The sequence below is a fragment of the Asticcacaulis sp. P2_B1 genome, from assembly GCF_056404915.1.
The window spans coordinates 133,444-146,751 of record NZ_JBFUDD010000009.1 but is presented as its reverse complement, the minus strand read 5'-3'; the positions used below and the strand labels follow the sequence as shown (position 1 = coordinate 146,751).

Below are 13,308 nucleotides of genomic sequence, written 5' to 3'. Positions count from 1 at the left end.
TTGCGCTCCAGGCACGCCTGCGTTCGGAGTAGCTGAGGCCTTCTTCACAGAAAACCGGCACTCCGAATGGGGAACACCCAGCCGCTTGAGCTTGAATATGCCAAGACCGACGCATGGTCAAAGCGGTATTTTTACACCGAACCAATGCGCCCAGACCCATAGATTCGGAGTGCGAAAAACAGGTTCAGAGTGCGCAAAACCGCCTCGGCCACTCCGAATCTCCCGGCAGGGTTCCGACTGCGGCTATATTTCCTGGTTATAGCTGCCGATCTCGGGGTACTTTTCCAGTCGCGGTTTGACCTCCTTACGGAAGAGGTCGCGCATATCGTCTTCGGAGCGCAGGGATTCAACGACCACGACCAGTTCCGGCTTGTTGCTGGAGGCGCGCACCAGGACCCAAGAACCGTCCTCGAGATGGACCCGGGCGCCGTTGACCGTGATGACTTCCTTGATCTTGCGGCCGAGGATCGAGCCGCCGGCCTTGCCCAGGTCTTCATATGCCTTGACGATGCGTTCCAGCACTTCGTACTTCAGCTCGTCGGCGCAATGCGGGCTCATGGTCAATGAGGTGTAGGCCACCGGCAGGGCGTCCTTCAACTCGGACAGGGTCTTGCCGGGATTGCGATCCAGCATGGCCAGGATCCAAGAGGCCGCCACCAGTCCGTCATCATAACCGCGGCCGAGCGGCGCATTGAAGAAGAAGTGGCCGGACTTTTCGAAGCCGGCCAGGGCCTTCAGTTCCGAAGTCTTGCGCTTGATATAGGAGTGGCCGGTTTTCCAATAGACCGTGGTGGCGCCGTTCTTTTTCAGAACTTCGTCGGTAGCGTAAAGGCCGGTGGACTTGACGTCGACGACGAAGGTAGCGTTTTTGTATTGCTCCGACAGGTCGCGCGCCAGCATCAGGCCAATCTTGTCGGCGAAGATTTCCTCGCCGGTATTGTCGACCACACCGCAACGGTCGCCGTCGCCGTCGAAGCCGAGGGCCAGGTCGGCGCCAGTCGATTTGACCACCTTGGCCATTTCCGACAGCATGTGGTGGTCTTCGGGATTGGGATTATATTTCGGGAAGGTGTTGTCGAGATCGCAGTCCATCTCGATGACCTCGACCCCCATGGCGCGCAGGGTTTGGGGGGAAAAGGCGCCAGCCGTGCCATTACCGCAGGCGCAGATAACCTTGAGGGGGCGCTTGATGTGCACCTTGCTGGAAATATCGTCCATATAACGCTGCTGGACGCCTTCGATCATCTTGACCGAGCCGCCCGGGCGCTCGACGCCGGCGCCGCTGAGGACGATGTCCTTCAGCCGGCCGATCTCCTCCGGTCCGAAAGTCAGGGGCGCCTGGCAGCCCATCTTGACGCCGGTCCAGCCATTCTCGTTGTGCGAAGCCGTGATCATGGCGACGCATGGGGCATCGAGGTCGAACTGGGCGAAATAGGCGATCGGCGACAGGGCGAGGCCGATATCGAGGACCTCGCAGCCGGCCTGCATCAGGCCCAGCATCAGGGCGTTCTTGATATTGATCGAATAGGAGCGAAAGTCGTGGCCGACGACGATGCGCGGCTTGACACCGCGTTCATGGATATAGGTGCCCAAACCCAGGCCCAGGGCCTGGACGCCCAAATAGTTGAGGTCGTTGCCGAACAGCCAGCGCGCGTCATATTCGCGAAAGCCGGTCGGGGCCACAACCGCATGGGTTTCGTAGTCGTAGGAGTTCGGCTTGACGCCGGTCTTGGGCAGGAGCGACATCAAACAAGTTCCTTGTAGAGTTGGGCATAGCGCAGACCGCTGCGGGTCCACGAAAAGTCGGCCTTCATGGCGTTTTTCTGCAGCGATTGCCATTCTTTGCGCTGAGCGAAAGCGGTGACGGTACGGCGCAGGGCGTGGCGCAGGTTGTCATGGGTGACGCCGTCGAACTGGAAGCCGGTAGCGACGCCGGCCGAGACGGCGGCCTCGTTGGCATCTATAATCGTGTCGGCCAGGCCGCCGGTGCGCGCCACGACTGGGATGCAGCCATAGCGCAGGCCGTAAAGCTGGGTCAGGCCACACGGTTCGAAACGCGATGGTACGATAATCGCGTCGCTGCCGCCCTGGAGCAGGTGCGACAGGGCTTCGTCATAGCCAATACGAATGCCGATTTGGCCGGTATGGCGGCCAGAGGCGGCAACCGCCGCGGCCTCAAGGGCGGCATCGCCGGCGCCGAGAATGGCCAATTGTCCACCCATGGCCACGATATCGTCAAACAGGTCGATCAGAACGTCGATGCCCTTTTGCCAGGTCAGGCGGCTAACGACACAAAACAGCGGCCCCTTGGACGCCGTCAGGCCGAACAAGACTTCTACGGCGGCGCGGTTACCGGCGCGGTCGCCCAGTTTGGCGGCGCTGAAAGGCGCCTTTAGATGCGGGTCGGTGGCCGGGTTCCACACCTCGATATCGATACCGTTGACGATGCCCCGAACGCTGGCCGCGCGGGCATTGATCATGCCTTCCAGCCCCATGCCGAACTCTGGGTGACGGATTTCCTGGGCATAGCTTGGGCTGACCGTGGTAATGGCCGTGGCGCATTGCAGGCCGCCCTTGAGGTAGCCGACGCCACCATAATATTCGATGCCATCTATGTGGAAGGCGGTTTCCGGCAGGTCGAGAGCCTTGAAAATCTCCGGACCGTAGCGCCCCTGGAAGGCCAGGTTGTGGATGGTCAGTATGCTGGGCGTTTTTTTCGCCTTGGCATTGCCGTAACGCATATAGACGGGCGCAGTGGCGGCCTGCCAATCGTGGGCGTGGACAAGATCGAAATCGAGCGCTGGCACGAGCCCGCCGGCGAGATCGGCTGCAACGTGACCCAGGGCAGCGAACCTTTGCCAGTTGTCCGGCCATTCGGCGCCGGTAGCATCCCCATACGGCCCGCCTTCGCGTGCAAACAGGGCGGGCGCGTCGAGCACAATAAGGTCCACGACGGCATCGCTGTGACGGACCAGTTTGGCCTTGACTCCGAGCAGGCTCTTATAGGTGTGGATGACCTCGCCCGCGCCCAATCCGCGTAGCACCGACGGATAACCCGGCAGCAGCGTGGTGACGGTGACGCCGTGCGGCGCCAGGGCGCCTGGCAGGGCGCCGACGACATCGGCTAAGCCGCCCGTCTTGATGATCGGATAGGCCTCCGAGGCGACCGAAAGGACGCGCATGGTCAGGCCTTCAGTCCGTCGATCATCGCCTGGGTCACCAGGCAGATACCGCTGTCGGTGCGACGGAAGCGGGCGGCGTCCAGTTCCGCGTCCTCGCCGACGACAAGACCTTCGGGAATGACGACGCCGCGGTCGAGGACCACACGCTTTAGCCGCGCGCCTTGGCCGATGACGCAGCGTGGCAGGATGACGGCTTCCTTAAGATCGCTATAGGAATGGACGTGGACATTGGTGAAGATCAGGCTGCTGTGGACCGCGGCTCCGGAAATGATACAGCCGCCCGAGACCAGGGAGGAGACGGCGTGACCGCGCCGGCCGTCGAGATCGTGGACGAACTTGGCCGGCGGGGTGATTTCCTGATAGGTCCAGATCGGCCAGTTGCGGTCGTAAAGATCGAAGTGCGGGGTCGCCTGGGTCAGGTCCATATTGGCTTCCCAATAGGCGTCAACCGTGCCGACATCGCGCCAATAGGCCTCGGTCTCGCTTTCGGAGCGGACGCAGGACCGGCTGAACTGGTGGGCGACGGCCTTGCCGTGTTTAACAAGGTGCGGAATGATGTCCTTGCCGAAATCGCGGCTGGAATTGGGCGTGGCGGCGTCGCGTTTCAGCTCCTCGATGAGGAATTTCGTCTTGAAGACGTAGACGCCCATGGAGACCAGGGCGATGTCCGGCTTGCCCGGCATGGCGGGCGGGTCGGCTGGTTTCTCGATAAAGGCGGTGATACCGCCCTTGTCGTCCACCGCCATACAGCCGAAACCCGAGGCGCTGACCCGCGGGACTTCCATGCAGGCGACGGTGACGTCGGCGCCGCTGTCAGCGTGCTGCCGCAGCATCTGTTCGTAGTCCATCTTGTAAATATGATCGCCGGCCAGGATCAGCATATATTCCGGGGCGTAGCTTTCGATGATGTCGATGTTCTGGAAGACGGCATCGGCCGTGCCATCGTACCACTGGGTTTCCGACACACGCTGTGATGCCGGCAGGATGTCGAAGCTTTCATTGCGTTCCGGACGGAAGAAGTTCCAGGCATTTTGCAAATGACGGATGAGGCTGTGGGCCTTGTACTGGGTGGCCACGCCAATACGACGGATGCCGGAATTGAGCGCGTTCGACAGAGCGAAGTCGATAATGCGTGACTTACCGCCAAAATAGACAGCCGGCTTGGCGCGGATGTCGGTCAGTTCGTTGAGACGGCTGCCGCGGCCGCCGGCCAGAACATAGGCCATGGTATCGCGGGCCAGGGGTCTCGTATTTACAGGCACCATTTGCTGTCTCCCTTTTTCTCAGCCCGGGTTTCCCGGGTCGTATTCAAACATCAGTGTCGATAGGGCGGGCAGGGTCACCAGAGCCGCACCGTCTTTTGCCGTAACCTGGCCCATATTACCGCCCCCGGCACCGCCGTAAAGAGCCGCATCGGTATTGATGATTTCGCGCCATGTGCCGTCGAACGGCAGAGGCAGGCGGTAATCGCTGAGTGGCGCGCCGCTCATATTGACAGCAACCGCCACCGGCCGGCCGTCGTCGCTCCAGCGCACCCAGGCAAAGACGCTATTGTGGGCATCGTCAACCACGGCCCAGTCGAAGCCGTCGCTGCGGCAGTCGCGATCGTGCAGGGCCTTCTTGGTGCGATAGGCGGTATTGAGGTCGCGGACCAGCTTGCGCACGCCGTCATGGGCGGGTGCATCGAGCAGTTCCCAGTCGAGGCTGCGCGCTTCGCTCCATTCGCGACGCTGGGCGAATTCCTGACCCATGAACAGCAGTTTCTTGCCGGGATAGCCCCACATCAGGCCGTAATAGGCGCGCAGGTTGGCGAACTTCTGCCAGTCGTCGCCGGGCATCTTGGTCAGCAGGGTGCCCTTGCCGTGAACGACCTCGTCATGGCTGATCGGCAGGACGAAGTTTTCGCTGAAGGCGTAGGTCAGGCCGAAGGTGATCTCGTTATAATGATAGCTGCGGTAGATGGGGTCGCGCGCCATGTAACGCAGGGTGTCGTTCATGAACCCCATGTTCCACTTGAAATCGAAACCCAGGCCCGTATCGGCGACTGGGTGGGAAACACCCGGCCACGAGGTCGATTCCTCGGCGACGGTGAAGACGCCCGGATGGGCGGCGTTCAGTTCCGAATTGAAGCGGCGCAGGAATTCGACGGCTTCCCAATTTTCGCGGCCGCCGTCGGCATTGGGGATCCATTCGCCCTCTTTGCGCGAATAGTCGCGGTAGAGCATGGAGGCGACGGCGTCGACGCGCAGACCGTCGACATGGTAGCGCTCGGCCCAGTAAAGCGCGTTGTTGACGAGGAAGGACAACACCTCGCGGCGGCCGAAATTGTAGATATAGGTCGTCCAGTCGGGGTGGTAGCCCAGCCGTGGGTCTTCATGTTCGTAAAGACAGGTGCCGTCGAAACGCGCCAGGCCGTAAGAATCTGCCGGGAAGTGGGCCGGCACCCAATCGAGCAGGACGCCTAAACCGGCGCGGTGAGCCCCGTCGACGAAGCGGGCAAATCCCTCCGGCTCGCCGAAACGGGCGCTGGGGGCATAGAGGCCAATAGTCTGATAGCCCCAGCTGGCGTCGAGCGGGTGCTCGCTGATCGGCATGAATTCGATGTGGGTGAAGCCCATGTCGACGACATAGGGGATCAGGCGGTCGGCCAATTCGTCCCAGGAGTAAAAGCCTTCATCGTGCGGCTTTTGCCACGAGCCGGCATGGACCTCGTAGAGGCTGATCGGTTGCGTACGCGGATCGGCCTTCGACCAGTAGGCGGTATGACCGGCATCGCCCCAGTCGTGGTCGCCGGGGCGTGTGGTAACTGACGCCGTAGCGGGGCGGAATTCCGAACGAAAGGCGAGGGGATCGGCTTTTTGCGGCAGGAGATTCCCGTCGGCGCCAACGATTTCGAACTTGTAGGCGCGACCTTCGCCGATATGAGGCAGGAAGATTTCCCATACGCCGGTATCGCTGCGCCGGCGCATGACGTGGCGGCGGCCGTCCCAGTCGTTGAAGTCGCCGACGACCGAGACGCGTTTGGCATTGGGCGCCCAGACGGCGAAATGTATACCGGCAACGCCTTCGTGTTCGATCAGGTGCGCGCCCATGATGTCGAACAAACGGCGATGATTGCCCTCGTTCATCAGGTAGTCGTCGATCGGTCCTAGGACGGGTCCGAAACTGTAGGGATCGGTCACGGTCCATTCCGCGCCGCCACCTTGGGCGCGATAGCTCAGGGGAACGACGGAACGCACCTTGACCGGGCCCTCGAAAAAGCCGCGATCATCGATGCGCGCCAATTGCCCCAACGACTTGCCGGCCAGGGTAAGCGCTTCCAATGTTTGGGCGCCGGGTACGATAATACGGGCAACAAATTTGTCGGCAACGCGATGTAAGCCCAGCAAACGAAAGGGATCGTCGTGATTTCCGGCGATCAGCGCATCGATCTCGCTGTGGCTTAGCGTCAAATCATTCCCCAGATATCTGCCGCATATTGTTGTATGGTGCGGTCTGACGAGAACCATCCCATATTGGCGGTATTATGAACAGCCTTTTCGGTCCAGATCGCGGAATCTTGAAAGACCTTGTCGATGCGGCGCTGGGTGCTTTCATAGGCGTCGAAATCGGCCGCCACCATGAACCAATCGGAATGGAAAAGATCGTGGACCAGGTCGGTATAGCGGGTGGGGTCATCGGGCGCGAAGACACCTGAACCGATATTGGCCAGGGCCTGGGCCAGCTCGGGCGAGGCGTTGATGGCGACGGCCGGATCGTACCCGGCGGCGCGGCGGGCGGCGACCTGATCGGCGGTCATACCGAAGATGAAGATATTTTCCTCGCCGACACGATCGCGGATTTCGATATTGGCCCCGTCGAGCGTCCCTACCGTCAGGGCGCCGTTGAGGGCAAACTTCATATTGCCGGTGCCCGAGGCCTCAAGGCCGGCGGTCGAGATCTGTTCCGACAGGTCGGCGGCCGGTACGATCAGCTCGGCCAGGGAGACATTATAGTTCGGAATGAAGGCAACCTTTAGCAAATCGCCGACGGCTGGGTCGGCATTGATGCGCCGGGCGACATCGTTGGCCAGCTTGATGATCTGCTTGGCGCGGTAATAGCTGGAAGCGGCCTTACCGGCGAAGATCTTGACGCGCGGCGTCCAGTCGCGTTCGGGATGGAGGCGGATCTGGTCGTAGAGGGCGATCGTCTCAAGGATGTTGAGCAGTTGGCGCTTATATTCGTGGATGCGCTTGATCTGAACGTCGAACAGAGCGTCGGGATCGGTGCGGACGCCGAGATTGCGACGGAGATATTCGCTGAGGTCGACCTTGTTCTGGCGTTTGACGGCGGCGAACTTCTGTTGAAATGCCGTATCGGCGGCAAAGGTGTTGAGGTCGGTCAGCTTTTCGGCGTCGGCCAGGAAGCCGTCACCGATAGCTTCCTTGATCAGCGAGGTCAGGCGCGGATTGCACTGCTGCAGCCAGCGGCGGGGTGTGATGCCGTTTGTCTTGTTGTTGATGCGGGCGGGATAGAGCTTGTTGAGGTCGGCGAAAACCGTTTCCTTCATCAACTGGGTATGCAGAGCGGCGACACCGTTGACGCTGTGGGAACCGGCAAAGGCCAGATTGGCCATGCGCACGCGGCGGTCGCCATGTTCGTCGATCAGCGAGATGGCGGCCACGAAGGCGTCGTCATCGGGGCGGAACTTGCGCGCCTCCTTCAACACCTTGGCATTGATAGCGTAAATGATCTGGGTGTGGCGTGGCAACAGGCGTTCGAACAGGGCCAATGGCCAGCTTTCGAGCGCTTCGGGCAGCAGAGTGTGGTTGGTATAGCCGAAGGTGGCGACGGTGATCTTCCAGGCCTCTTCGAAGCCGAGATTATGAACGTCGATCAACAGACGCATCATTTCGGCGACCGATACCGCCGGGTGGGTGTCGTTGAGCTGGATGGCGGCCTTGTCGGGCAGGGTGCGGATATCACCGAAATACTGGACGTGGCGGCGCAGGATGTCCTGCAACGACGCCGACGAGAAGAAGTATTCTTGGCGCAGCCGCAATTCCTGGCCGGCAGCCGAAGAATCGGCGGGATAGAGGACGCGCGTCAGACTTTCCGCGCGGTTCTTGCTGGCCAGGGCGCCGATATGGTCACCGGCATTGAAGGCGTCGAGGTGGATGGGGTCGATGGCGTGGGCATTCCACAAACGCAGTGTATTGACGCGCTTGCCACCGTAACCGACGACCGGGGTATCGACGGCCATGGCGATGACCTGCTCGCTGGGCACCCATTTCGGCAGGGCGGCTTCATCGGCGATGACTTCACCGCCAAAACCGACGTGATAGGCGCTTTCGCGGCGCTCGAACTCCCAGGGATTGCCGTATTCCAGCCAGGTTTCCGGCAATTCGACCTGCCAGCCGTCGTCGATGCGTTGGCGGAACATGCCGTTGACATAGCGAATGCCGTAGCCGTAAGCTGGCAGGTCGAGCGAAGCCAGGCTTTCCATGAAACAGGCGGCCAGACGGCCCAAACCGCCATTGCCGAGCGCTGCGTCGGGCTCGATTTCCCGGATGATGTCGAGATCGACGTCGAGCGATGTCAAGGCGGCGCGGACCTCTTCCATGACGCCGAGATTGGACAGGGCGTCGCGCAACAGACGGCCGATAAGGAATTCGAGCGACAGGTAATAGACCCGCTTGGCGCCGGCGGCGTGGGCCGCACGCGTCGAAGCCATCCACTTGTCGATAATGCCGTCACGCACCGTGAGCACTGTCGCCGCCAGCCAGTCATGCGGTCGAGCGGCTTGACGATCCTTACCGATGCGGTAGCGCAGGGCATCGACGATACGATCGGCGAGATCGGTTGGGTCTTCGGCCTCGAGTGCGGTTTCGAGTTGGCCTTTGGGAGCCGGCATGGGTCACCTTTTACAAACACAGAAGTCGCCATCACGCTTACATTGTTGCAGCGCAGTATCAAGCAGTTTTCTGTGCGGGACGCAGGTCGCGAACGGCGGTCAGAATAGCTTTTGCGAGATCGCCTTCCAGTATTCGGTCAACCGGCGGTTTGAGGCAACGTCGCCAGTTCGGCCGTTCGAAATTGGTGCCGGGCAGGTTGACGGCGGTGGCTTCGCCGGCGAGATCCTCGACCTGAAGCATGGCCAGCACGGCCGGGGTTTGAGCAATAAAGGCATGGACGGCGACCGCCAGATCCGCGGTCATGGCGTCATAAGCCGCGTCGGCTTCAATGAGGCCCGCCTGGGCGAGGGCGGTCAACAATTCCGTCTTTTCCTGCTCGCGGCCCTGCCGTGCCTGATCGGCATAGCCGGCGCTGTAAAGGCCCAAGGCTTCGCGCTCACTGATATCGACCCCCTGCCACCAGCCTTGCAGGGGCGGCAGGTCGTGTGTCGAGACGCAGGCAAAGCTGAGCGGTGGGTAGCTTGCGGGCGGCTTGAAACCGGCGTCGCTGTGTTCGAACGGCAGGACGCGGTAGCTCAGTACATGAGCCGCGGTCATGGTTTCGCGGAAACCATCGGGAACAGTGCCGAGGTCCTCGCCGATGATCAGGCACTTGGCGCGCAGGCTTTCCAGCTTCAATTGGCCCAGAATGTCGGCGAACGGGAAACGGACATAGGCACCCGAACCGCCATCGGCACCGTCGGGTACCCAAAATTGCCGCGTCAGGCCCATGGCATGGTCGACGCGCAGGGCGCCGGCGTGACGCATATTGGCACGGTAGAGATTACCCAGACTGTGATAGCCGTCGGCCGTCATCTTCAAGGGATTGTACGGTGGCAGGCCCCAGACCTGGCCCTGCGGGCTAAAGGCGTCCGGCGGGGCGCCGATCGAGACGCCGGCGGCGATCAGGACGCCCATGGCCCAGGTTTCCGCGCCGTCGGGCGCCGAACCGACGGCAAGATCGCGGCAAAGACCGAGCGGCAAGCCCTCGGCACGCTTGGCGGCTTGAGCGAAGGCGGCTTCGCACAACCATTGCAGATATTGGTGATAGAGAACGCGGTCGGGATCCGCTGCGGCCATGGCCGGCCAGTGTTGCCATGGCAGACCGGGCAGGGCCTCACTCAGGGCCTGGAAGGTGGCGAAGGCGTGCAGGGTAGCGCCTTCGGCGGCGACATAGGTGAGGAAGTCCGGGTTACCGCGATCCCTGAGGAACATGGCCTCGAGCGCCCGCGATTTTTGCGCCCAGACGCCCGGATAGTCGATGATGGCGCGCTGTGGGTCGCCGCGCGGCAGACCGGGGATATCGAGATGGATGGGATCGAGAAAACGCCGGTCGGACGGATAATAGGGGCTGGCGCGGTCGCGATCGTGTTCGAACAGGATGTGTAGCGGATTGATGGCCAGCATGGCCGCGCCTGCGCGGCCGGCGGCGTCGGCCAGATCGCCCAGGGTGGTGAAGTCGCCGATCCCCTGATCGCCATTGCGTTTCAGGCTGTAGATCTGCGCCGTCAGGCCGAAGGTTTTGTTGCCATCCAGGACGAACTCCGGAGCATAACAGGTGGATGGCGTAATGGTCACCGCGCATGCGAAATCGGGCAGGTCGTCGCGGCGCACCGTATAACGGCCGGGTACCAGCCGCGGCAGGGTCAGGTTGTAGGTGAACGCCTTGCGGCCATCTCGGCTCGTTGTCGGCACGCCATCCAGACCGGCGACGCGCACGCGCTGATGCTCGCCTTTTTCGCTTTCGATATGCAACCATGTTGACGGCGGCGCGTCCTGCCGGGACTCCACGATCCGGAGGATCGCCGGACTGTCGTTGGGCGCGACCAGGGCATAGGGCAGAGGGCGTCGATCGTGGTCCTCGGCCAGCTGATAGAGCGATTGCCGCGCCTGCTGGGTGGTAGCGCATGGCAGACCCATGGCCGTCAGCAGGTGGGCTTGCGTGTCCGGTGAGACCTCGGTCTTTTGGCCCTCCAGGCTCCACCAGTCGCTTTCGATGCCGGCGGCGGTGGCGAGGCGGCCCAGGGCGTCTTTGTCGACGCCATGGGTTTTGGCGCCGGCTTGCGGCGTCTCGGCCAGCACCAGTACCGAATGCGCGGCAATGCCGACAGTCTCGTCGACCGAACCCGTGCGGCCGTCGTCATCGGTGTCGGCCAGCACGCACCAACCCTGGCCGTCGCGCGGTTCGGGCAAGACGACGTCACGGCCGTCCGGCCCGCGGTGAATGACAAGGACGACGCGGTCGCCGCCTTCGGTCAGTACGATAACCAGGGTTTGTCCCTGGCCGTCGTCCCAATCCCCGGCGGACAAGCCTTTACCATCTGGCCTCAGCCACTGGACATCGGGATAGAGGCCGATGTATTCGCCCGTCAGGAAACGGTCGGCCGTCAGGGCTGGATGGGCCTTGCGGATGGCCAGGAGACGCTTGCAAAAGGCCAGCAAACTTTCACCGACCTTCGCCCAATCCAACCAACTCAGCGCATTATCCTGAGCATAGGCATTGTTGTTGCCGTTCTGGGTCTGGCCGAATTCGGCGCCCATGGACAGCATCGGCGTCCCGCGCGCCAACAGTAGCGTCGCCAGCAGGTTGCGCTGGTCCTTGGCGCGCGCGACTACAACGGCCGGGTCGTTCGTGGGCCCTTCGATGCCATGGTTCCACGACAGGTTATCGTTGGTGCCATCGCGATTGTTCTCGCCATTGGCTTCGTTGTGCTTGTGATCATAGGCGACCAGATCGGCCAGGGCAAAGCCGTCATGGGCAGTGACGAAATTGACGCTACGCGACGGCCGGCGGCCATGGAAAATATCTTCCGAACCGGCGAAACGCCGGGCCAGATCGCCTAAGGAGACGCCGTCGCCACGCCAGAAGCCGCGCACCGCATTACGAAAACGATCGTTCCACTCGCCCCAGGACGATGGAAATGCGCCCAGCTGATAACCGCCCGGACCGCAGTCCCACGGTTCAGCGATCAGTTTCAGCTCGCGCAGGGTCGGGTCCTGAGCGATGGCGGTGAGGAGGGGGGCATCCTTGCGAAACCTATCGTCGCCGCGGCCCAAAACCGTCGCCAGGTCGAAGCGAAAGCCGGCGACGCCGCCATAGTCCCGCCAGGCGCGCAGGGAGTCCATGACCAGGCGCAAACCCGGCGCGCGGTCGAGCGCCAGGATATTGCCGGTGCCGGCGTCATTGACATAGTCGGACGGATCGTCGCGTTGCAGGCGGTAATAGCTGGAATTGTCCAGCCCGCGTAAACTTAAGGTCGGCCCCAGCTTGTCACCTTCGCCGCTGTGGTTATAGACGACATCGAGGATGGTTTCGATGCCGACCCCTGCCAGGGCGGCGACGGCTTCGCGCACCTCAGCCCAACCGCCCGGCGCCAATCGCGGATCGGGCGCTAAAAAGCCTATCGAATTATAGCCCCAGTAATTACCAAGGCCCAATCGCGTGAGGTGTGGCTCGTCGGCCCAAGCCGCCGTTGGCAGCAGTTCGACCGAAGTAATACCGAGGTTTTTAAGATAGGCGACGGCGGCAGGATGAGCCAGGCCGGCGAAGGTGCCGCGCAGGGTCTCGGGCACACCCGGCATGGTCTTGGTGAAGCCGCGGACATGCAATTCGTAAATGACGGTGTCGGCGGCCGGAATGCGCAGATCGGTTTTGGCCTGTTCCGGCGAAGTGACCACGGCTTTCGGCATAAAGGGCGCGCTGTCGCTATCGTCGAAACTGTCGCCGTCCTGCGGATCGTCGGCGCGATAGCCGAATAGTGAGGGGTGAGGGGCAAAGGCGTGGTCGATTTCAAGTGCGAACGGATCGAGCAGCAGCTTGTTGGAATTAAAGCGGTGGCCGGCCTTGGGATCGAACGGTCCGTGTGCCCGCAAACCGTAGCGCGCGCCGGCGCTCATGCCTTCGACATGACCGTGGAACACCGGCCCGGTGCGCCCCGGCAATGTCACCCGCCGTTCGATATTGTCCGCGTCGAAGAAACAGATTTCGATATGGCTGGCATGGGCGGAAAAGACCGCGACATTGACGCCGGTTGCGGTCAACCGCACACCCAACGGCTCGGGCGATCCTTCGCTCACTCTCACTTCGCACCGCCTTTAGTCGTTATGCCGTAGTTCCACGCTCATGAATACGTAAGACGAGGTGCGAGACAAGCCAGAAACACGGCGCAAATCCCTAAAAAACAAAATCCGTC

General features: G+C 62.0%; 6 protein-coding genes. All 6 read right to left on the bottom strand.

The features are described from left to right. Window positions 1–243: 243 nt before the first annotated feature. The 6 genes from AC1DX3_RS17695 to glgX are packed head-to-tail and all read right to left on the bottom strand — an operon-like array spanning window position 244 to window position 13,192. Window positions 244–1,746 (bottom strand): phosphomannomutase/phosphoglucomutase, encoded by a 1,503-nt coding sequence (locus AC1DX3_RS17695; RefSeq protein ID WP_476990647.1) that lies wholly within the window; start codon window positions 1,744–1,746, stop codon window positions 244–246. Then, on the bottom strand, window positions 1,746–3,182 hold the full coding sequence (gene glgA, locus AC1DX3_RS17690; protein ID WP_476990646.1) for a glycogen synthase GlgA: 1,437 nt from the start codon (window positions 3,180–3,182) through the stop codon (window positions 1,746–1,748). Before glgA ends, AC1DX3_RS17695 begins: the two co-directional genes overlap by 1 nt. A gap of 2 nt (window positions 3,183–3,184) precedes the next feature. After that, window positions 3,185–4,447 (bottom strand): glucose-1-phosphate adenylyltransferase, encoded by a 1,263-nt coding sequence (gene glgC / locus AC1DX3_RS17685; RefSeq protein WP_476990645.1) that lies wholly within the window; start codon window positions 4,445–4,447, stop codon window positions 3,185–3,187. A gap of 18 nt (window positions 4,448–4,465) precedes the next feature. Then, window positions 4,466–6,634 carry a 1,4-alpha-glucan branching protein GlgB gene (glgB, locus tag AC1DX3_RS17680; protein WP_476990644.1) on the bottom strand — a complete coding sequence of 723 codons (2,169 nt, stop codon included), beginning with the start codon at window positions 6,632–6,634 and terminating at the stop codon, window positions 4,466–4,468. Then, window positions 6,631–9,075, bottom strand: coding sequence for a glycogen/starch/alpha-glucan phosphorylase (locus AC1DX3_RS17675; protein WP_476990643.1), 2,445 nt, complete (start codon window positions 9,073–9,075; stop codon window positions 6,631–6,633). The genes glgB and AC1DX3_RS17675 overlap by 4 nt, the downstream gene beginning before the upstream one ends. Before the next feature lie 58 nt (window positions 9,076–9,133). After that, window positions 9,134–13,192: a glycogen debranching protein GlgX gene (gene glgX, locus AC1DX3_RS17670; protein ID WP_476990642.1), complete on the bottom strand. Its 4,059-nt coding sequence runs from the start codon at window positions 13,190–13,192 to the stop codon at window positions 9,134–9,136. Between the last annotated feature and the right edge of the window lie 116 nt (window positions 13,193–13,308).

Excerpts from the sequence above, each read along its gene's own strand:
- AC1DX3_RS17695 (WP_476990647.1), bottom strand. The coding sequence starts at position 1,746 with ATGTCGCTCCTGCCCAAGACCGGCGTCAAGCCGAACTCCTACGACTAC.
- glgA (WP_476990646.1), bottom strand. The coding sequence starts at position 3,182 with ATGCGCGTCCTTTCGGTCGCCTCGGAGGCCTATCCGATCATCAAGACG.
- glgC (WP_476990645.1), bottom strand. The coding sequence starts at position 4,447 with ATGGTGCCTGTAAATACGAGACCCCTGGCCCGCGATACCATGGCCTAT.
- AC1DX3_RS17675 (WP_476990643.1), bottom strand. The coding sequence starts at position 9,075 with ATGCCGGCTCCCAAAGGCCAACTCGAAACCGCACTCGAGGCCGAAGAC.